Source organism: bacterium (assembly GCA_035308905.1).
GTDB lineage: Bacteria > Sysuimicrobiota > Sysuimicrobiia > Sysuimicrobiales > Segetimicrobiaceae > DASSJF01.
The window spans coordinates 21,813-41,469 of record DATGFS010000006.1 but is presented as its reverse complement, the minus strand read 5'-3'; the positions used below and the strand labels follow the sequence as shown (position 1 = coordinate 41,469).

The window sequence follows — 19,657 nt, the reverse complement described above, 5'->3', positions numbered from 1 at the left end:
GCGACCTTCGATCCCCCTACAGGAAGCGCGTTATTGCCGATTTCAAGAGGTCAGGAATTACTGGAAGCGTCGGGGCCAACGCGACTGTCAGAACATGGCGGACGCTTCCGGAGTCGTACGGCCATTCGGGGAACTGCATAACGGCATCGCGCAGTTCCTGCATTGTCTTGATGTTATCAAGTTGCAGTTTCGCGCGGGCAGAATCATCGGCGGGATTGGACGACAACACCGATATGGTGTCGGCGGATGCGGGAATCAGTGACAAAAGTATCCTGTCTCGTTCGCGTACCATCGCCAAATGACCAAACCACAAACTACCAATGAAGCAAAGCGGAACCAAGAAAACATATGCCCACAGGAAGTCATGCAGTACTATGTCCCGTGCGAATTGTTGCGTGCGATAGCCTTGCAGGACATCGATCAGGAGATACCCTCCTAGTCCGGCAAAGAACCAGACCAAGCGCCCGGCATATCGCTTCAGCGGTCCAAGGCCACCGACGTGGTCGGGATGATAGGGGCGAAGACACAACCGGACTCCGGGTTGTTGGAAAATCTTCTTCAGGACAAGGATTGCCTCGGCCACCATGCACAGAATTAGGGCCAGGGCCAAATACAGCACAAACCCATCCATGGGCAGGAGAATTTGCGCATACTGTCTGCTCGCGATGTCCCACCCGGGAGGATTACGCCATTGAGAGGCTGGAATGGCGAGAGCCACAATGATACTACCGAGAGACAAGAGCGCCCAAACATTATCGTTGAAGCGGTACTCGCGGTAGTCTTCGAGGGTGACGGGCGCGTTGTTGCTTTCCCCGGCGAAAACCTTCGCTGCCGAGAGTTGCCTGAGGAGGACGGCCGGGGCGCGACCGAGCCAGGCCCAAAAAGCCACGATCCACGGAATAAAGCCGTATGCTTGGAGCACGTGAAAGCTCACGAGCAGTGGATCGGCGCCCTTGGCGGGCGGCAGGACAAACAAACCGGCGAGTACCCGGCTGCTGTGGTCATTCATCCATCTAGAGTGCAGCACACTGAAAGCAATACAGTCATTTAGGGCGAATGCCGCAAACGCCGCCGCGGCATATTGCCACGGGGAGAATTGTAGCGGGATGACGGACAAAGGTCGCGGCGCACGACGATGAGACATCTCGCACCTCACGACGGAACCTCTTGAAGTCGATTCGAGAACCTTTCAAGCTGACGGCGATGGGAGTTGACTTGACTTCTTGATGCACAAATTATAGTAGTCGCACTTACTATACGATCGCCGGTTCGTCTGATCAAGCGAGAATGTCCCAAGTCCCACCCGCGGCGGGCACGTGGCGCGTCCGGGGGCGGGGGGCGGCGGCGTCCGCGACGAATATTAGCGCCTCATAGGGAACAGGCAGGAGGAGACTCGATGCACCTTTCCGAGGCAGTACGCGGCATCACCCCGTCCATGACCATCGCGATGGACGATCGGGCCCGGCAGCTCCGGCGGCAGGGTGTCGACGTGCTCAGCTTCGCCGCGGGGGAGCCGGACTTCGATACCCCGGACTCCGTCAAGAACGCGGCGATCGCGGCGATCCGCGAAGGCTTCACGAAGTATACCGGACCCGCGGGCATCCCCGAGCTGCGCGCCGCCGTCGCCGCGCACCTGAAGGAGACCTACGGCGCGTCCTACGCCGCCGAGGAGATCGTCATCACGGCCGGCGGGAAGCCGGCGCTGTACTACACGCTGCAGGCGATCTGCGAGCCCGGCGACGAGGTGCTGATTCCGATTCCGGCGTGGGTGTCGTACTCCGAGCAGGTGCGGCTCGTGGGCGCGAAGGCGGTGTTCGTGCCGACCGACGCCGCCGCCGGCTGGCAGCCGCTGCCCGACCGCGTCGCGGCGCTGGTGTCGCCGCGCACCCGCGCGATCATCCTCACCTCGCCGCACAACCCGACCGGCGCCGTCTATGACCGCGAGACGCTCGACGCCATCGTACGCCTCTCGGACCGGCACGGCTTCTACCTGCTGAGCGACGAGATCTACGAGAGCATGGTGTACGACGGCGCCCACCATATCTGCGTCCCGGGTGCGTGGCCCGCGGCGCGGGACCGCATCGTGCTGCTGAACTCGATGTCGAAGACCTACGCGATGACGGGGTGGCGGATCGGCTTCGCGGCCGCGCCCCGCCCGATCGCCGACGGGATCACTAACCTCCAGGGCCATCTCGCCGGCAACCCGAGTTCGATCTCGCAGAAGGCCGCGCTGCACGCGCTGACGGCGCACGTCGACCTCAAGGAGATGGTCGCGGAGTACGACCGCCGCCGCCGCTATGTCGTCGGCCGGCTCAACGAGATCGCGGGCGTTCGCTGCGGGATGCCGCGCGGCGCGTTCTACGCCTTTCCCGACGTCCAGGAGCTGCTCGGCCGCGCCGGGGCGCCGGCGACCTCCCTCGCGCTCGCCGAGCGGCTGCTCGACGAGGCACACGTGGCGCTGGTGCCCGGGGAGGCCTTCGAGGCCCCGGGGTTCCTGCGCGTCTCCTACGCCACCTCGATGGACCGCATCCGGGAAGGCGTCGACCGCATCGCGAAGGCGCTGTCGCCGTACGCCGCGCGGGTCTAGCCCGCCGGCCGGCACGGGATACCCGGGGGTGCTCCGATGATGACCGTCACGCCGTTTCAAACCGAACCGCTGACCGATTTCACCCAATCCGCCGCGCGGCAGGCGATGGAGCAGGCCATTCGCGGCGTTACCTCGCAGCTCGGCCGTGAATTTCCGCTGATCATCGACGGACGTGAGGTCCGGTCGGGCGCCACATTTCGGTCGATCAATCCGTCCCAGGCGGATCAGACGGTCGCCGTCGTGCAGCAGGCCTCGGGGGACCACGTCGAGCAGGCGGTGCAGGCGGCGCTCCGCGCGTACGAGTCGTGGCGCTTGGTGCCGGCGGAGGAGCGGTGCGCGCTCTTCCTCCGCGCCGCGGCGATCCTGCGGCGCCGGCGGCTCACGGCCGCGGCGTGGATGTCCTACGAGGTCGGGAAGAACTGGTCCGAGGCGGACGGCGACGTGGCCGAGGCCATCGACTTCACGGAGTACTACGCGCGCGAGATTCTCCGGTACGCGCAGGGCCCCGCGCTCCCGCCGCTCGTCGGCGAGATGAGCGAGTACCAGTACATCCCGCTCGGCGTCGTCGCCGTGATCTCGCCCTGGAACTTCCCGCTGGCGATTCCGACGGGGATGACGCTCGGGGCGATCGTCTCCGGCAACACCGTCGTCATGAAGCCGGCGAGCGACTCCGCGGCCACCGCGTACCAGATCGCAGACGCGCTGCGGGACGCCGGGCTGCCGCCCGGGGTGCTCAACATGATCCCTGGGTCCGGCGGCGTGGTCGGTGAGGCGCTCGCCAACCACCCGAAGGTCCGGATGATCGCCTTCACCGGCTCCAAGGAAGTGGGGACGCACCTCTTCGAGCAGGCGGCGAAGACGCCGCCGGGCCAGATCTGGCTCAAGCGCATCATCGCCGAGATGGGCGGCAAGAACGCGATCATCGTGGACGACGAGGCGGATCTCGACGCCGCGGTCGCCGGGATCGTCGCGTCGGGCTACGGCTACCAGGGACAGAAGTGCTCGGCCGCGTCGCGCGTCGTCGCCACCCCCGGCGCGTACGGCCGTGTGACGGAAATGATCGTCGAGCGCGCCCGCGCGCTCGAGGTCGGCCCCGGGCCGGAGAACTTTCCGGTCGGTCCGGTCATCAACGCGGCGGCTGAGCGCAAGATCCTCGAGTACGTCGAGGTCGGACGGCGCGAAGGCAGGCTCGCGGTCGGCGGCGGCCGGGCCCGCGACGGCGGCTTCTACATCGCGCCGACCGTGTTCGTCGACGTCGCGCCGGAGGCGCGCATCGCTCAGGAGGAGATCTTCGGGCCGGTCGTCGCCGCGATCCCCGCGCGCGACTTCGACGACGCGCTGCGGATCGCGAACGGCACCGCCTTCGGTCTCACCGGCTCGGTGTACTCGCTCAACCCGGCGAAACTCGCGAAGGCTCGCCGCGAGTTCATGTGCGGCAACCTCTATCTCAACCGCAAGTCCACCGGCGCCATGGTCGGCTCGCATCCGTTCGGCGGCTTCAACATGTCGGGGACGGACAGCAAGGCCGGCGGACCGGACTACCTGCTCAACTTCCTGCAGCCCAAGGTCGTCGCGCACCGGTACGTCTGACGGCACGGCGCGCCACGGCCCCGCGGCGCCTCGCGCCGCGGGCGTTCCGGGCGTGAGGGGGGAGGGATGGCAGTGCGCGGGATGGGGAGAGGCTGTGCGCTGGTGGTGGCTGCCGCGCTGCTCGGCGGCCTGCTCACGATGGCGTCGGCGCAGGGCGCGCGGCGCGGAGGCACGCTGCGGGCGGGCCTCGACGCCGATCCGCCGACGATGGATCCGCACCTGTCGGGCTCCGCCGTCGACCGCCAGGTCTATCAGAACCTGTACGACAAGCTGGTCGACACCGACGCGAACCTCGCGGTCGTCCCGATGCTTGCGACCTCGTGGACGATCTCCCCCGACGGACGGACCGTGACGTTCAAGCTCCGCCAGGGCGTCAAGTTTCACGACGGCACGCCCTTCAACGCGGAGGCGGTGAAGTACAATTTCGAGCGGATGCTCGACCCGAAGTTTCCGTCGGTGCGCCGCAGCGAGATCCGGCCGGTCACCGGCGTCGCGGCGCCCGATCCGTCTACGGTCGCGATCTCGCTCGAGCGACCGTACAGCCCGCTCCTCTACGTGCTGACCGACCGCGCAGGGATGATGGTGTCGCCCGCCGCCGCGCGGGCCGCCGGGACGAACTTCGCGCAGCACCCCGTCGGCACGGGGCCGTTCGCGTACGTAGAGCGCGTGCCCCAAGATCACCTTACCCTGCGACGCAATCCCGACTACTGGGTGAAGGGCCAGCCCTACGTCGACGAGGTCGTCTTCCGGCCGATCACCGACGACAACGCCCGGGTGGCGAACCTCAAGTCGGGCGACGTGGACATCATCAATCTCGTTCCGCTGCCCCAGGTCCGGACGCTCACGCAGCAGGCGGCGGCGCCGGGCGCGCGGTTCAAGATCATCGAGCGCGGCGCGATGGCATGGACGGCGCTGTCCCTGAACGTGACCAAGCCGCCGTTCGACAACAAGCTGCTGCGGCAGGCGTTCGCGGCGACGATCGACCGCAACGCGATCGCCAACGTCGTGCTGCAGGGCGCCGCCTATCCGGCGTACTCGCTGTTCCCGAACGGCACCGCGGCGTACGATCCGGCGTTCAAGCTGCCGCCCCGCAGCATCGCCACCGCGAAGGAGCGGCTCGCGGCCGCGGGCCACCCCGGCGGCTTCGAGTTTACGTTGATCATTCTGCCGGGCCAGCAGCGCGTGGCGCTGGCCCAGGCGATCCAGGCGATGGCCGAGGACGCGGGCATCCACGCCAAGATCCAGACCGAGGAGCAGGGCACGTTTGTCAGCGACGTGACGAAAATCCAGGCGCAGTCCGGCGTCATCGAATGGAGCGGCCGGCCGGACCCGGATTTCGACATCTACCCGTTCGTGACGCAGTCCGGCATCGGGGCCTTCAACTACGTCGGCTACACCGGCGACAAGATGCAGACCATCCTCGACGCCGCACGCTATCTGAACGACATGAGCCAGCGCCGGCGCGCGTACCGGCAGGCGAGCGAGATTCTCGCCGACGACGTCCCCTACGTGCCGCTGTTCTTTCCGAAGGAGTACAAGCTCGTGTCGACGCGCCTGCACGGGTTCGTCCAGGTGCCGGATGGGATGATGCGTCTCCGGACGGCATGGCTGGCCCCGTAGGCGCGGGAGGCGGGATGCGGGCGACACGATACCGGCCGATCCGCGGAACGGGCGGCGCGATCGTCGCCGGGCATCCGCTCGCCGTCGCCGCGGGAGCGCGGATCCTCGACCGCGGCGGGAACGCCGTCGACTCGGCCGTCGCCACGGCGGCCGCGGTGGCGGTCGTTCGGCCGCATATGTGCGGCGTGGCCGGCGACGGATTTTTCTTGATCTACGACGCGCCGTCCCGCGGCGTGAGCGCCCTCAACGCCGGAGGTCCGGCGCCCGCGGCGGTCGGCCTGGAGCGGTTTCCGCGCGGCGTGCCCGACCGCGGGCCGCTGCTGTCCACGGTGCCGGGGATCCTCGACGGATGGGCGCAGGCGCTGGAACGCTTCGGGACCCTGTCGTGGGCCGACGTCCTGCAGCCCGCCGTTGAGCTCGCGGACCGCGGCTTTCCGATGTACGAGTCGCTCAGCGCCTGGATCGCAAAGTATCGCGACAAGTACGCCGCCAACCCCGCGGCGGCGGCGCTGCTGCTGCCGGGAGGCCGGCCGCCTGTCCCGGGGACGGTGTTCCGGCAGCGCGACCTTGCGCGCACCCTCCGGCGGCTGGCGCGGGACGGCGCGCGGGACTTCTACGACGGCGATCTCGCGGCCGCGTTCGTGCACGGCCTCGGCGAACTGGGCGGGGTGATGACCCCGGGCGACCTCGCGTCGTACGGCGCGAGGTGGGGGGAACCGGTGCGGGGTGCGTACCGCGGTCACGCGATCCACACGCAGCCGCCGATGTCGCAGGGATGGATGCTCGCCCAGGTGCTGAGCGCCCTGGACGGCGTCGATCTGCGCGATGCGGGGTACGATGCGCTGGACCGGGTGTTGGCGCTCGCCGGCGCCATCCGGCAGGCGTTCGAAGACCGGGATCGGTGGTTCGGCGATCCGCCGTCCACCGGTTTCACGCTCGAGCGCGTGCTGTCGTCCGGCCGTCTCGACGAGATCCGCGCGGGACTCGCCCGCCGGCCCCCCGCCCCGGCGCTCGGCGAGCGGGCGGGCGATACGACGGCGCTCTCGGTCGTGGACGCGTCGGGGAACGCCGTCTCGATGATCCAGAGCCTCTGGACGGACGCCGGCATCGTCATCCCCGGCACGGGCATTATCGTCAACGGTCGCCTCAACTCCGCGGGCGCCCGGCCCGATCACCCGGACGCGATCGCCGGCGGCAAGACGCCGGTCTATACGCTGCACACCTACATGGCGACGCGCGACGGCGCGCTCGTCGCACTCGGCGGAACGCCGGGCGGGCACAGCCAGGTCCAGACGAACGTGCAGGTGCTCTCGAATCTGCTCGACTTCGGCTTCTCGCCGCAGGAGGCCGTCGAGGCGCCGCGGTTTCTCGTCGGCGGCGCCCTGCACTACGAGTCGCTCTCGGCGATGTTCGTCGAAGGCCGGCTGTCCGAACGGGCTCGAGCGGCGCTGCGGGAGGCCGGCTACGACGTGACCGTGCTCCCGGACTGGGCCGAGCTGTCGGTCGAAGGCGCGGGCCCCGTCACGACCGGGAGCGCAAAGATGATCGGAATCGATCCCGTGACCGGCGTACGGTCCCTCGGGATCGATCCCCGCCGCGAGGCCCACGGTTTCGTGGGCTGAGGGGGACGGAGACTAGCCGACTTCGACGTCCTCCCAGAACCCGATCCAATGGTCGACCTTCCTCATCGAGTCCCGCGGCGCTTCGTACGACCATGCCGCCCGCGGACTGGATGCCGAGCCGGCGACCACGTCATAGAACTGCACGCCGTGCGGACACTCCTGATCGTGCGGGGTCTTGGGGGTCGCCCGCAGCATGTCCATACGCACCGCATCCCTCGGGAAGTACCAGTACCCGCCTACTTCGAGGGTGTGATCGCTCTGCGCGATGACCTGACCTTGCCACGTCGCTTTCATGGTGCGGTTCCTCCGCGCGTCCTTCGTCAGTTCAAAGTTAGCACGTCCGAACAGCCTCGGGTTGTTTCATCATCCGCCGCGGACCGGGCTCAGCCCAACCGGTCTTTGAGCCCATAGTACGCGCCGACGAACGGCAGGAACCAGGCGGTGCCGCCATAGGTCGGAAATGCCCGGGCCTTCAGGTCTCGCCACGGATTGGCCTCGGGATGTCCGTCCATAATTTCGGCCATCTTCGCGCCCATGAGCGATGCCATTTGCACCCCGTGGCCCGAATATCCCATCGAGTAAAACAGGCCGTCCATCTGGCCGGCGTGCGGCATCCGGTCGACGGGAAAGCCGACGTGACCGCCCCACACGTAATCGATCCGCGTTCCGGCGAGCTGCGGAAAAACGGTCATCATGTCGCGATGGAGAATCGCGGCACTCTTGCGGTCAGATGCGGGGTTGGACAGGGCGAAGCGGGCCCGTCCGCCGAACAGCAGCCGGTTGTCCGGCGTCAGCCGGAAGTAGTGACCAATGTTCTTGGTGTCCACCACCATCCGCCCGCGCGGGATGATCTCCCGCGCGAGTTCGTCGCCGAGGGGCTCCGTCACGACGATGAAGCTGCCGACCACGACCATGCGCCGCTGCAGTTTCGGAAAGATGCCGGTGGTGTAGGCGTCTGTCGCGAGCAAGACCTGCCGGGCGGAGAGCCGCCCGCGCGGCGTGGCGATATGGTAGCGGCCGTTCGGTCCTCGCCGCGCCGCGGTGACTTTCGTCTTCTCATGCAGCCGCGCCCCCGACCGCTCCGCCACCTCGGCAAGTCCTCGTACGTACCTGCCGGGGTGCAGTCCGGCGCTCAGCGGATCGAGCAGGCCGCCGTGGTAGTACGTGGACCCGAGTTCCGCTCGAAGGTCGGCGGGGCTGATCAGGATCGTCTCGTGGCCGAACTGCTCGGCCAACAGCTTCTGTGTGGCGCGTTGATGTTCGTGGTGCGACGGTCGAAATGCAACGCTCAGCCGGCCGGCGCGCCGGAAATCGCAGTCGATCCCTTCCGTCCGTACAAGCGATTCGACGAAGTCGACGGCGTCCCGGTAGGCGTTGTGATAGGCTCGGGCGGCGGCGAGCCCGTACCGCTTCACCGCCGTCGCCGGTCCGACCGAGACGCCGGTGGTGCACATACCGCCGTTTCGTCCCGCGGCGCCCGACCCAAATCGGCCCTGCTCCAGCACGACGGCCGCGGCGCCCTTGCGCGCGAGCGCGATCGCCGCGTTCAGGCCGGTGATGCCGCCCCCGACGATGGCGGCGTCGACCTCGTCGGGCAGCGGTCGCTCCGCGCGATCCGGGAAATCCGGCGCCGTATCGATCCAGTAGGGGACGTCCTTCACGACGACGGAAGCCCGAGCAGCGCGGGCAGCCGGGACATGTCGGGGAGCTCTTCGTACGGCATGACGGCGCTGCTGCCGCGCCGGCCGCTGCGATTGATCCAGATGCGGCGCATGCCGCTCCCGTGCGTCGGGATGATGTCGTACTCGAATCCCTGCGCGACGTGGATTACCTCGCCGGCCGCCCGGCCGACCGTGCGGAGGGCAAAGTCGAACGCCTCGCGTTGCGGTTTGTAGGCCCGTGCCTGCTCGGCCGTGATCACGAAGTCGAAGCCGACGCCGATCCGCTCAACGTTGCCTGTGATGAGGTCGTCGTCGGTGTTGGAGATGATCGCGATGCGGTACTGTCGCTTCAGCCTCGCGAGGACGCCCGGGACTTCAGGGAAGGGGCCAAACGTGGGAACGGCGGCAACCAGCGCGTCTCCGTCCTGCCCACGGTAGGGCATGCCGTGCAGCCGCATCGCCTGTTCCAGGGTTGCCCGGAGCAGGTCTCTGTACGGCCGGTACTCTTCCAGCACGGCCTGGAACCGCATCACGCGAAAGTCGCGCAGAAACTCCGCTTCGTCGACTCCGTCGATCCGCAGGCGCTCCTTTAGGATGTCCCGCGTCACGCGGTCCAGATCGAAGTCGACGAGCGTACCGTAACAATCGAACGTAACCGTGTCGGGTGCGGCCATGAGCCCTCCGCGCTATGGGGCGACGGAATTCCCGGTCACATCTCGAGCTCCATGAGGACCGCGCGCCGGACAAAGCCGGTCCGTTCGTACAGGCGTTGCGCCTGAGTGTTGTTCGCTTCGGTCCAGAGGTGCAGCTCCACGACGTCGTGGAGCCTGCAGTGGGTGATCGCCTGCTGCAGCAGTTCCTCGCCGAGCCCGCGCCGCCGGAACCGCTCGTCCACGACGAGATTGTTGACGAGGGCGATGTTGCGGCCGTGCGCGAGGTCGGGAAAGACGAAGAGGTCCACGAAGCCGGCGGGCCGGCCGCCGAGCTCCGCGATCCAGGCGGCGTAATTGCCGTGGGCCAGGGTATCGTTCCAGATGGCCCGCCTGAGGTCCACGGCGGCCGGCATCAGCTGATCGAGCAGGCCGTGCGCCGCTGCGAAGTCGCTCTCAACGATGCGGCGAATCTGCGCCATCGCGCGTCTCCCCAAGATCCGTCAGGGACAAGCCGCCACGGCCTCGATCTCGAGCAGGTAGTCCGGCGTGGCGAGGCTGGCCACGACGAGGAAGGTGTTCGGCGGAAAGTAGTTGCCGAAGTACCGCGCGCGCACCTCGGCGATCTTCTGACGATACACGACGCTGGTCGCGAAGGTTGTGAGCTTTACGACCTGATCGAGCGTCGTGCCGGCGGAGGCGAGCACGGTCTTGAGGTTCTCGAAGATCTGCACCGCCTGCGCCTCGATGTCGCCGCGGCCGACCAGGTTGCCCTCGATGTCCTGCGCGATCTGCCCCGCCACGTAGACGAGGCCGCCGGCCTTCGCCGCGTGCGAGTAGCCGGTGGTCTTATGCATCCCCCGAACCGCGACGTCTTCACGCTTCATCGTCTGTCCCTCCCGGGCATCGGCGTCATTTCCCGAGGAGGCTTCGCCCCGCGCCTGCTGAATTGCCTGCGCTGATGTCCCTGGCCGATGTTCTTCTTGGAAAGCCGCTCGCGACGTCCGAAGAACGCGCCGAGCGGGTCGGCGCCGGCAGCGGCATCGGGATTTTCGGGCTCGACGCGCTGAGCTCCGCGGCGTACGGTCCGGAGGCCGCGCTCACGCTGCTCATTCCGCTCGGCGCCGCCGGCCTTGCCTACATGGCGCCGATCAGCGCCAGCATCATCGTGTTGCTCGCGATCGTCTATTTCTCGTACCGCCAGACGATCGCGGCGTACCCGACCGGGGGCGGTTCCTACACGGTCGCCCGCGCGAACCTCGGCGCCAAGGCCGGGCTGCTCGCGGCCGCGGCGCTGCTGATCGACTACGTGCTCACCGCCGCTGTGGGCATTTCGGCCGGGGTGGGCGCGCTCGTGTCCGCCGTCCCGTCCCTGCAGCGGCACACCCTGGGCCTGTGCCTGCTGATCCTGGCCGGGATCACGGTCGTTAACCTGCGCGGCGTGCGCCAGGCCGGTTCGGTGTTCATGCTGCCGACATACCTGTTCATCGCGAGCCTGCTCGGCGCCATCGGCGTCGGCGTCCTCAAGACGATCCTGAGCGGGGGCCATCCCGCCGCAGTCGTCGCCCCGCCGCCGCTCCGGCCGCCCGTGGAAGCGCTGGGCGCGTGGCTGCTGCTGCAGGCGTTTGCCAACGGCTGCACCGCCATGACCGGCGTGGAGGCGGTGAGCAACGGCGTGCGGGCGTTTCGCGAGCCGGTGGTGCAGACCGCGCAGCGCACGCTGACCATCATCATCGCGATCCTGATCCTGATGCTGGCCGGCATCGCGTATCTCGTGCGGGTCTACCACATTGGCGCGACGATGCCGGGAGAAGAAGGGTACCAGAGCGTGCTGTCGCTGCTCCTGGCGGCGGTCGCGGGCCGGGGCGTGTTTTACTACGTTGCGATGGCGTCGATCCTGTCCGTGCTGGTGCTGTCGGCGAACACCGCGTTTGCGGACTTCCCGCGCGTCTGCCGGGCCGTCGCGGTGAACCGCTATCTGCCGCAGGCCGCGGCGCTGCGCGGCCGCCGGCTCGTCTACTCCTACGGCATCTACGCGCTCGCGGCGCTGTGCGCCCTGCTGCTGATCGTGTTCGACGGCGTGACCGACCGGCTGATCCCGCTCTACGCCGTCGGGGCCTTTCTCGCGTTTACGCTGTCGCAGGCGGGCATGGTCGTGCACTGGCGCCGGATCGGAGGCCCGCACGCGAAGGTCAGCATGCTGGTGAACGGCCTGGGCGCCGCCGCCACCGCGGTCACCGTCGTCGTCGTGGTGGTCGCCAAGTTCACGGCCGGCGCGTGGGTGACGGTGGTGTTGATTCCGGGACTCGTCGCGCTGATGCTGGCCATCCACCGCCACTACCGCCGGGTTGGGGCGGAGGTCGGCACGTCGAAGCCGCTCGACATCCAGCGGCTCCAGCCACCGATCGTCGTGCTGCCGGTCGCGGGCTGGGACAAGGTCGCGGAGAAGGCGCTGCACTTCGCGATGAACATGTCGCCCGACGTACACGTCGTGCACGTGGACGCCGACGAGACGCCGGAGACGCTTCGGCGGCAGTGGCCCCGGCTCGTCGAAGAACCGGCGGAACGGGCCGGCCTCCCGGTCCCGCGCCTCGTCGTGCTGCCGTCGCCGTACCGGTACGTCATCTTGCCGATCCTCGAGTACATCGCGAGGGTGGAAGCCGTACAGTCGGACCGCCAGATCGTGGTGCTGATTCCCGAGTTGGTCGAGCCGCACTGGTACCATTACCCGCTGCACAATCAAAGAGCCGAATTGCTGCGGGCGCTCCTGGTGTTGAAGCGGAACGAGCGGATCAGCGTGATGACGGTTCCGTGGTACCTTCGGGTCTAGGGCCGTGGAGGAGCGCACACTCGGCACGGCGGGGGTGCGGGTCCCCGTGATCGGGATGGGGACGTGGCGCACGTTCGACGTGCGGGGCGCCGGTCCCGAGCGCAACGCGCATCAGGTCGTCGAGGCGGCGGCCCGCGCCGGCACCCGGGTGTTCGACTCGTCGCCGATGTACGGCGAAGCCGAGCGTGTCCTCGGCGCCGCGCTCGCGCCGCACCGCCCGGACGTCCTGGTCTTCACCAAGGTCTGGACGGACTCGCCCGCCGAGGGCCGGCGGCAGATCGAGCGCGCCCTCGGGTGGTTCGGCGGACGCGTCGATTTGTACCAGATCCACAATCTGGTGGCCTGGCGGGAACACCTACCGGTGCTCGAGCGCCTGCGCGACGAGGGCAAGGTGGGGGCGATCGGCGCGACGCACTACAGTCCGTCGTCGTTCGGCGAGCTGCGGCGGGTGATGGACACCGGGCGGATCGCGGCGATCCAGGTGCCCTACAACCCGCTCGAGCGGGACGTCGAGCGCGAGATCCTGCCGCGCGCGGCCGATCTCGGGCTCGGCGTCGTCGTGATGCGGCCGTTCGGGGAGCGTACCCTTATGCGCCGGGCGCCGGACGCGGCCGCGCTCGCGCCGCTTCGCGACTTCGGCGTCACGACGTGGGCGCACGCGCTGTTGAAATGGATCTTGAGCGATCGCCGCTGCCACGTCGCCATTCCGGCGACGTCGAGTGCGGCCCATGCGGTCGAAAACGCCGCGGCGGGCGCTTCGCCGTGGTTTGGGCCGGAGCAACGGGCGCTGGTGGCCCGGCTGGCGGACGCCCGTTGAGGTTACTCCGGCCCTGCTGGGCCGGCGGACGCTTCCGCCGTACGCCGAACATCGCGGCGGCGGTCCCGGCCGGACACGAGCACGTACAGCACCGGAATGAAGAACACACCCAGCGCCGTCGCCATGGTCATCCCGCCGACCACGCCGGTGCCGAGCGAGTGGCGCGAGTTGGCGCCGGCGCCGGAGGCGAACACCAGCGGCAGCGCCCCGAAGATGAACGCGAGCGAGGTCATCAGAATCGGGCGGAAGCGCAGCCGCGCGCCGGCGACCGCGGCGTCCTGGATCGAGAGGCCGTCTTTCTCGTGCCGCTCCTTCGCGAACTCCACGATCAGGATCGCGTTCTTCGCGGCCAGCCCGACCAGCATGACCAGCCCGATCTGCACGTACACATCGCTCTGGACGTCGCGGAAGAAGAGGCCGCGCAGCAGAACGGCGAGCAGCGACCCGAACGCCGCGAGCGGCACGCCGAGGATGACGCTGAGCGGGATGTTCCAGCTCTCGTACAGCGCGGCGAGGAGCAGAAAGACCAGCACGAGCGCGAGGACGAAGATCAGCGCCTGCGCGCCGGAGGCGAGCTTCTCCTGGAGCGCGAGCCCGGTCCACTCGTACCCGTAGCCGGCCGGCAACGTGGTGCCGACGGATTCCATCGCGGTGATCGCCCGCGCCGAACTCGCCCCGAACGGCGCCTGCCCATCGACCTCCGCTGCGTAGTAGCCGTTGTAGCGCGTGACCAGGTTGGGGCCCGTGCCGGGGGTGACGGTGGCCAGCGTGCTCAACGGCACCATGCCCCCGCTGCTGTTGCGGACGTAGAGTCCGCCGATCGCGCTCGGCGTCATCCGGTACGCCGGCTCCGCCTGAATCATGACCTTGTAGACGCGGCCGAAGAGGTTCACATTGTTGACCGGCAGCCCGCCGAGAAACGCCCCGACGCTCTGGAAGACGCTGTCCACCGCGACGCCGAACGTGCCGGCCTTTTCCCGATTCACCTCAACGTTGAACTGGGGGACGTTCGTGCTGAACCCGGTCGACAGCGAGGTGACCTCGGGGTGGCGGGCCGCCGCGGCGAGCACGCTTTGTGTCGTTTGGGCCAGACGGTTGAGGTCGCCGCTGCCGTTCAGGTCCTCCAGCATGAACTGGAATCCGTTGGTGTTGCCGACGCCCGGCAGCGGCGGCAGCGGAAAGGCGAAGCCGACGGCCTCGGGAAAGCCGGCGAAGGCGCGGTTCGCGCGGATCAGAATCGGAAAGAGCTGCGTGTCCGGAGTCCGCCGCTGGTCCCACGGCTTGAGCAGGACGAACATCGCGAACGTGTTCGAATTGATCGATTGGGTCAGCACGTCGTAGCCGCCGACCGTCGCGACCCCGGTGACGCCGGGGATCTGGAGCACCGCCTGGATCGCTTTGCGGGCGACGGCCTCCGCGCGCGCCTGGGAGGCGCCGTCCGGCAGCCGGAACGCCGACACGAAGAACCCTTGGTCCTCGATCGGCACAAACGTCGACGGCAGAATTCTGAGCAGCTGCAACGTGAGAAAGCCGATCAGGACGAGGAGACCGAGCAGTGCCCACCGGATCCTGATCGCGCGGCGCACCCCGCCGATGTACGCGTTCGTTACCCGGCGGAAGCCGGCGTTGAACGCGGCGAGGCCTCGTCCGAGCGGGTTGCGCGCCGGCGCGCGGCCGCGCAGCAGCAGCGCGCAGAGCGCCGGCGTGAGGGTCAGCGCGATGAAGGCCGAGATCGTCACGGACGCGGCGAGGGTCAGCGCGAACTGCCGGTACAATTGTCCGGTGATGCCGCCGATAAACGCGGTCGGGACGAAGACCGCGTCCAGCACCAGCGCGATTGCGATGACCGGCCCCGAGACTTCGCGCATCGCCTGCTCGGCCGCGGCGACCGGGGTGCTGCCCTCCTCGATGTGGCGCTCGACCGCCTCGACCACGACGATCGCGTCGTCTACGACGAGCCCGATCGCCAGGATCAGCGCGAACATCGTGAGGATGTTGATGGTGAACCCGAGCGCGCCGAAGGCGGCGAACGCGCCGATCAGCGCCACGGGGACCGTCAGCATCGGAATGAGCGACGCGCGCGCGGTGCCCAGGAAGACGAACACGACGAGCAGCACGAGCAGGAACGCCTGCAGCAGCGTCCGCTGCACGTCGCCGAGCGCCGCCGTGATGAAGCTCGTCGTGTCGAAGATGACGTCGTACGTGATGCCGGGCGGAAACGTCTTCACGAGCTGGGTCATCGTGGCCCGCGCCGCCTGGGACGCCTGCAGGGCGTTGGACCCGGGACTCTGCAGCAACAGGACCAGCGCGGCGGGGTGGGCCTTCCAGTAGCCGTACGTCACGTAGTCCTGGGCGCCCAGTTCCGTGCGCGCGACGTCGCTCAGATGGACCACGCTGCCGTCGGCGAGCGTCTTGACGACGACCCGGCCGAACTGGCTCGGATCGGCGAGCTGGCTGTTGGTGTTCACGGTGTACTGGAACTGTGTGTTCTGGTTGGTCTGCGGCGGCTCGCCGAGGAGGCCGCCGGGGGCGACCGAGTTCTGCGCCGTGAGCGCCGAGGTCACGTCGCCTACGGTGAGGCCGAGCGCGCCGAGCGCGTCCGGCCGGAGCCACGCCCGGATCGCGTAACTGCGCGACGGGAAGACGAGGCTGTTGCCGACCCCCGGTCCGCGCAGCAGCGGATCGACGACGTGGATCAGCGCGTAGTTGGCCAGGAACGCGGGGTCGTAGCTGTCTTGCGGCGAGTACAGGGCGAAGCCCATCAGGAAGTTGGGCGACGCCTTCCGGACCGTGACGCCGAAGCTGTTGACCGCGGCGGGGAGGTTGCCCGTGGCCTGGCTCACCCGGTTCTGCACGGCGACCGCGTCGATGTCCGGGTTGGTGCCGAGCGCGAACGTGACCGTGAGCGTGTACTGCCCCGACGCGGTGCTCTGGGACTGCATGTACAGCGCGCTGGACACGCCGTTGACCGCTTCTTCAATCGGCACCGCGACGTTCTGCGCGACGACCGCGGCGCTCGCCCCGACGTACGTGGTCTGGACCGTCACCGTCGGCGGGCTGATGCTCGGATACTGCTCGCGGGGGAGGCCGGCGTACGAGAGCGCGCCGACCAGCACGAGCAGCATCGCGATCGACATCGCGAAGATCGGACGGTGGATGAAGAACTGACTGAGCATCTAGGACCCGGAGGGCAGGGGCGGCGCCGGCTGCACCGTCGGCGACACCTTCGCGCCCGGCCGGACTTTTTGGATGCCTTCCACGATCACGCGCTCACCGGGGCGGACGCCGTCGAGCACGACGAAGAAGGGACCGTAGGCTCCGCCGTCGGTAATCGTTCGCAGCACTACCGAGTTGTCCGAACCCACGACGAAAACGGTTCTCGTGCCCTGCGTCTCTTGGACCGCGCTCTGCGGCACGAGCACGGTGTTGGGCCGGTCCTGCGTCCGCACGCGCACCCGCGCGTACATGCCCGCGCGCAGGAGGCGCTCCGGGTTCGGGAACGCCGCCTGGACCAGAATGGTCCCCGACTGCGGGTTCGCGGCGTTGTTGACCGCGCGGAACGTGCCGGGATGCTGATAGACGGTGCCGTCGGGCAGGACGAGCTGAAACCCGAGCGCCGCCGGCGCCGATGCGCCGGGCCGCCCGTTGGCGGCCGCCGCGCGCTTGGCGAGATCGAGGAAGGTAACCTCACTGAGGGACATCTGGGCGATGATCGGATCCACGGCCGTGAGGGTGGCGAGCTGCTGGTTCACGGCGACGAGGTTGCCCTGGTCGACGTTGAGGAGGCTGATGATCCCGTCGAGGGGCGCCTGGACGGTGGTGTAGCCCAGGTTGAGCTGCGCCTGCGTCACGGCGGCGTCCGCCTGCTGCACGCCGGCCCGGGCCTGCTCGATCCCGGTCTGGGTGGACAGTGCGGTGTTCTTGACCACCGCCTCCTGCGCGTCCACGTTCGCGGCCGCGGCCTTCATCGCCGTCTCGTCGTTGTCGAGCTGCTCCTGCGCGATGGCCTTTTGGGCCACCAGGTACTGGTCTCGCTTGACCTGGACCTGCGCGTTGGCCAGCGTCGCCTTGAGCGCGGCGAGCTGCGCCTGCGCCTGCCGCAGCGCGACCTGCTCGAGGGCTTGATTCAGGTTGGCGCGGGCGGTCGCGAGCTGCGCCCGGGCGGACTGCAGGGCCGCGACGAACGGCCGCTGATCGACGATGAACACGGTCTGACCGCGTCTGACCGCGGTGCCTTCCTTGAACAACACCTGCTCGAGGGTGCCGGCGATCTGCGCCCGCAGCGCGACGGTTTGCACCGCGACGGTCTGCGCGACCGCCTCTTCGTAGATGGGGACGGTGGCCTGAATCGCCTCGGTGACGATGACGGCCGGCGGCGGGAACGCCGCCGCGGCCGGGTTTTGGCCGCGGGCTCGGGGGCCGCAGCCGGCCAGCGCGCCGGCCATCAGCAGAACCGCAGCCCGGGCCGCCCATGGGCCTATGTCGCGCGTGCCGGTGCGAAGCCGCATGGGCCTCCCTCTCCCGCGAAATTGTCACCAGTCTAACAAGGGATCGGACGGGGCGTTGGAAATATTCCGCCCCCGGTCTATCGGGGGCCGGCGGCGCGCAGCTCGACCGGCTTGCCGTGCGGCGTGCGGCGGTAGGCCTCGGCCCAGGCGTTTTTCCTGGCGAGCATCGCCGGCGGGTCGGTCAGCCCCTTGGCCGTGACGAGGCGCTCGAGCGCGGCGAGCCAGTGTCGATAGTACTGTGACCCGTCGTCCGGCTCGCCGCGGTTTGCGGCGGCCTTGAGCTCGTCCGCGAGGGCGGCGGACCACTCTTTCCAGGTGAAGTAGCCCTGCTCCGAGAGGCTGACCGCGAGCGCGAAGGCCTGCGCCTGCCACGGCTCGGCGAACACCGGGCCTCCGGCATCACGGGGGAGCGAGGGCAGAGCGGCGAGGCGCTCCGCGCCGGCGTCAGGCCGGCTCAAGGTAGTCGTCCCAGAGATCGAGATAGACGGCGTCGCGCGGCGGCGCCTGCTCTCCCCAGAGCTCGCGCGCCGTGAACCGCACCGAGTAGACGTGCTGGGGCTTCTCGCCCTGGAAGAGCGCGTTGGTGTCCGGAAAGACGTAGACGCCGTGGTCGCGCGCGATTGTGCCGGTCCGTCCGCGGACGTACCGCGGAAGGCGCGTATGGCCGGCCGGATTGATCGTCCGCGCGCGGACGCGCTGGTTCACCGCAAAGCGCGGGACCGCGGGCACGTCGCGGCTCGCGGCGGCGCCGTTTCGGACGACCGACGCCACGCGCTCCGCGGTGAGGACCGGTTGCGCCTTGCGGGCGCCCGGCGCGGGGGCGCCGGCGTCGATCTCGTCCCGCGTCACCAGGTCGCGTTTGACCAGCAGTTCGACCAGCCTGACCAACCATCGCTCATAATACGTCATGCGCAGGTATTCCGCCGGCGGGATCAGCTCGATCTCGTAGCGGCCGGCGTCGATGTTCCACCTGCGCCACGCCCGCATGCCGATGTTGAGCGCGAACACCCGGGCTTCCCACGGTTCGTGGAACACCGGTTCGTCGCGCTCGTAGGGCACCGGGCCCATGCCGTGCATGCCGCCCATATCGTGCACGCCGTTCATGCTCGGGGCGCGCCCGCGGCCGGCAACGTCACCTTCGCGACGCCGACCATCGCGTCGCGGGTCACCAGCGCGGCCAGCTCGTCCTCGCTGAGGCCGTCGCTGCCGGCCGGCCGCTCCGGCAGCACGAGATAGCGCAGCTCGGCCGTGCTGTCCCATACCCTGACCTCGACGTGCTCCGGTAGATCGAGCCCGAACTCCCGCAGCACCCCGCGCGGATCGATCACCGCGCGCGAGCGGTAGGCCGCGGACTTGTACCAGACGGGCGGGAGGCCGAGCACCGACCAGGGATAGCATGAGCAGAGCGTACAGACGACGAGATTGTGCACGTCGGGCGTATTCTCCACCACCAGCATGTGCTCGCCCTGCGCGCCCCCGTAGCCGAACTCCGCCATCGCCGCGGTCGCATCGGTGAGCAGGCGCCGTTTGTAGGCGGGGTCGGCCCACGCCCGCGCCACGACGCGCGCCCCGTTGCGCGGCCCGATCTTGCGCTCGTACGTGTCGACGACCTCATCGAGCGCGGCCGGATCCACCAGACCTTTCTCGACCAGCAGAGACTCGAGCGCCTTGACGCGCAGCGCGAGGTCCGACGGCACGACCTGATGGGCGTGGCCGTGCTCGTGACCGTGCTCGTGGCCGTCGTGGTCCATACCCACCGCCTCCTCGTGCGC

General features: G+C 68.8%; 17 protein-coding genes. 6 read left to right on the top strand and 11 right to left on the bottom strand.

Features of this window, described 5'->3' with window-relative positions; all coding sequences use genetic code 11:
• Nucleotides 1–16: 16 nt before the first annotated feature.
• Entirely contained in the window at nt 17–1,144 is a 1,128-nt protein-coding gene (locus tag VKT83_01910; GenBank protein ID HLY21197.1) for a hypothetical protein, read from the bottom strand.
• Between the two features lie 252 nt (nt 1,145–1,396).
• Here VKT83_01910 and VKT83_01905 point away from each other — a divergent pair, with 252 nt between their 5' ends.
• The 4 genes from VKT83_01905 to VKT83_01890 all read left to right on the top strand — a co-directional run bounded on the left by VKT83_01905 (nt 1,397) and on the right by VKT83_01890 (nt 7,419).
• The gene (locus VKT83_01905; GenBank protein ID HLY21196.1) at nt 1,397–2,587 is read left to right on the top strand and encodes a pyridoxal phosphate-dependent aminotransferase; all 1,191 of its coding nucleotides are present in this window, start codon (nt 1,397–1,399) and stop codon (nt 2,585–2,587) included.
• Nucleotides 2,588–2,626: 39 nt separating this feature from the next.
• Complete coding sequence (gene pruA, locus VKT83_01900; protein HLY21195.1) at nt 2,627–4,177, top strand: L-glutamate gamma-semialdehyde dehydrogenase; 1,551 nt, start codon at nt 2,627–2,629, stop codon at nt 4,175–4,177.
• Nucleotides 4,178–4,243: 66 nt separating this feature from the next.
• Complete coding sequence (locus VKT83_01895; GenBank protein ID HLY21194.1) at nt 4,244–5,797, top strand: ABC transporter substrate-binding protein; 1,554 nt, start codon at nt 4,244–4,246, stop codon at nt 5,795–5,797.
• 14 nt (nt 5,798–5,811) lie between these two features.
• A complete protein-coding gene (locus VKT83_01890; GenBank protein ID HLY21193.1) occupies nt 5,812–7,419 on the top strand; it encodes a gamma-glutamyltransferase in 1,608 nt (535 codons plus the stop codon).
• A 12-nt stretch (nt 7,420–7,431) separates the two neighbouring features.
• On the opposite strand, the gene VKT83_01885 is transcribed toward VKT83_01890, so the two are convergent.
• The 5 genes from VKT83_01885 to VKT83_01865 form a co-directional block, all read right to left on the bottom strand.
• The gene (locus VKT83_01885; GenBank protein HLY21192.1) at nt 7,432–7,713 is read right to left on the bottom strand and encodes a DUF427 domain-containing protein; all 282 of its coding nucleotides are present in this window, start codon (nt 7,711–7,713) and stop codon (nt 7,432–7,434) included.
• An 89-nt stretch (nt 7,714–7,802) separates the two neighbouring features.
• Nucleotides 7,803–9,080: an FAD-binding oxidoreductase gene (locus VKT83_01880; protein ID HLY21191.1), complete on the bottom strand. Its 1,278-nt coding sequence runs from the start codon at nt 9,078–9,080 to the stop codon at nt 7,803–7,805.
• Nucleotides 9,077–9,754 carry a haloacid dehalogenase type II gene (locus tag VKT83_01875; protein HLY21190.1) on the bottom strand — a complete coding sequence of 226 codons (678 nt, stop codon included), beginning with the start codon at nt 9,752–9,754 and terminating at the stop codon, nt 9,077–9,079. The genes VKT83_01880 and VKT83_01875 overlap by 4 nt, the downstream gene beginning before the upstream one ends.
• Nucleotides 9,755–9,789: 35 nt before the next feature.
• The gene (locus VKT83_01870; GenBank protein ID HLY21189.1) at nt 9,790–10,212 is read right to left on the bottom strand and encodes a GNAT family N-acetyltransferase; all 423 of its coding nucleotides are present in this window, start codon (nt 10,210–10,212) and stop codon (nt 9,790–9,792) included.
• 21 nt (nt 10,213–10,233) lie between these two features.
• Entirely contained in the window at nt 10,234–10,617 is a 384-nt protein-coding gene (locus VKT83_01865) for a RidA family protein (protein HLY21188.1), read from the bottom strand.
• A 74-nt stretch (nt 10,618–10,691) separates the two neighbouring features.
• On the opposite strand from VKT83_01865, the gene VKT83_01860 reads away from it, so the two are divergent.
• Both VKT83_01860 and VKT83_01855 read left to right on the top strand, forming a co-directional pair.
• A complete protein-coding gene (locus VKT83_01860) occupies nt 10,692–12,560 on the top strand; it encodes an APC family permease (protein ID HLY21187.1) in 1,869 nt (622 codons plus the stop codon).
• A 4-nt stretch (nt 12,561–12,564) separates the two neighbouring features.
• Nucleotides 12,565–13,377 carry an aldo/keto reductase gene (locus tag VKT83_01855; protein ID HLY21186.1) on the top strand — a complete coding sequence of 271 codons (813 nt, stop codon included), beginning with the start codon at nt 12,565–12,567 and terminating at the stop codon, nt 13,375–13,377.
• Between the two features lie 2 nt (nt 13,378–13,379).
• On the opposite strand, the gene VKT83_01850 is transcribed toward VKT83_01855, so the two are convergent.
• From VKT83_01850 to nthA, 5 genes are all read right to left on the bottom strand, one after another.
• On the bottom strand, nt 13,380–16,553 hold the full coding sequence (locus VKT83_01850) for an efflux RND transporter permease subunit (protein HLY21185.1): 3,174 nt from the start codon (nt 16,551–16,553) through the stop codon (nt 13,380–13,382).
• Complete coding sequence (locus VKT83_01845; GenBank protein HLY21184.1) at nt 16,554–17,885, bottom strand: efflux RND transporter periplasmic adaptor subunit; 1,332 nt, start codon at nt 17,883–17,885, stop codon at nt 16,554–16,556. It lies immediately after the preceding gene.
• A 77-nt stretch (nt 17,886–17,962) separates the two neighbouring features.
• Nucleotides 17,963–18,343, bottom strand: coding sequence for a nitrile hydratase accessory protein (locus VKT83_01840; protein ID HLY21183.1), 381 nt, complete (start codon nt 18,341–18,343; stop codon nt 17,963–17,965).
• A complete protein-coding gene (gene nthB / locus VKT83_01835) occupies nt 18,330–18,989 on the bottom strand; it encodes a nitrile hydratase subunit beta (protein ID HLY21182.1) in 660 nt (219 codons plus the stop codon). The genes VKT83_01840 and nthB overlap by 14 nt, the downstream gene beginning before the upstream one ends.
• Complete coding sequence (gene nthA / locus VKT83_01830) at nt 18,986–19,636, bottom strand: nitrile hydratase subunit alpha (GenBank protein ID HLY21181.1); 651 nt, start codon at nt 19,634–19,636, stop codon at nt 18,986–18,988. The genes nthB and nthA overlap by 4 nt, the downstream gene beginning before the upstream one ends.
• Nucleotides 19,637–19,657 lie beyond the last annotated feature (21 nt).

Bases quoted from the DNA above. Each gene is read 5' to 3' on its own strand.
- VKT83_01910 (HLY21197.1), bottom strand. From the start codon at position 1,144: ATGTCTCATCGTCGTGCGCCGCGACCTTTGTCCGTCATCCCGCTACAA.
- VKT83_01860 (HLY21187.1), top strand. From the start codon at position 10,692: ATGTCCCTGGCCGATGTTCTTCTTGGAAAGCCGCTCGCGACGTCCGAA.
- VKT83_01845 (HLY21184.1), bottom strand. From the start codon at position 17,885: ATGCGGCTTCGCACCGGCACGCGCGACATAGGCCCATGGGCGGCCCGG.
- VKT83_01850 (HLY21185.1), bottom strand. From the start codon at position 16,553: ATGCTCAGTCAGTTCTTCATCCACCGTCCGATCTTCGCGATGTCGATC.
- VKT83_01870 (HLY21189.1), bottom strand. From the start codon at position 10,212: ATGGCGCAGATTCGCCGCATCGTTGAGAGCGACTTCGCAGCGGCGCAC.
- VKT83_01885 (HLY21192.1), bottom strand. From the start codon at position 7,713: ATGAAAGCGACGTGGCAAGGTCAGGTCATCGCGCAGAGCGATCACACC.
- pruA (HLY21195.1), top strand. From the start codon at position 2,627: ATGACCGTCACGCCGTTTCAAACCGAACCGCTGACCGATTTCACCCAA.
- VKT83_01895 (HLY21194.1), top strand. From the start codon at position 4,244: ATGGCAGTGCGCGGGATGGGGAGAGGCTGTGCGCTGGTGGTGGCTGCC.
- nthB (HLY21182.1), bottom strand. From the start codon at position 18,989: ATGAACGGCGTGCACGATATGGGCGGCATGCACGGCATGGGCCCGGTG.
- VKT83_01905 (HLY21196.1), top strand. From the start codon at position 1,397: ATGCACCTTTCCGAGGCAGTACGCGGCATCACCCCGTCCATGACCATC.
- VKT83_01890 (HLY21193.1), top strand. From the start codon at position 5,812: ATGCGGGCGACACGATACCGGCCGATCCGCGGAACGGGCGGCGCGATC.
- nthA (HLY21181.1), bottom strand. From the start codon at position 19,636: ATGGACCACGACGGCCACGAGCACGGTCACGAGCACGGCCACGCCCAT.
- VKT83_01865 (HLY21188.1), bottom strand. From the start codon at position 10,617: ATGAAGCGTGAAGACGTCGCGGTTCGGGGGATGCATAAGACCACCGGC.
- VKT83_01875 (HLY21190.1), bottom strand. From the start codon at position 9,754: ATGGCCGCACCCGACACGGTTACGTTCGATTGTTACGGTACGCTCGTC.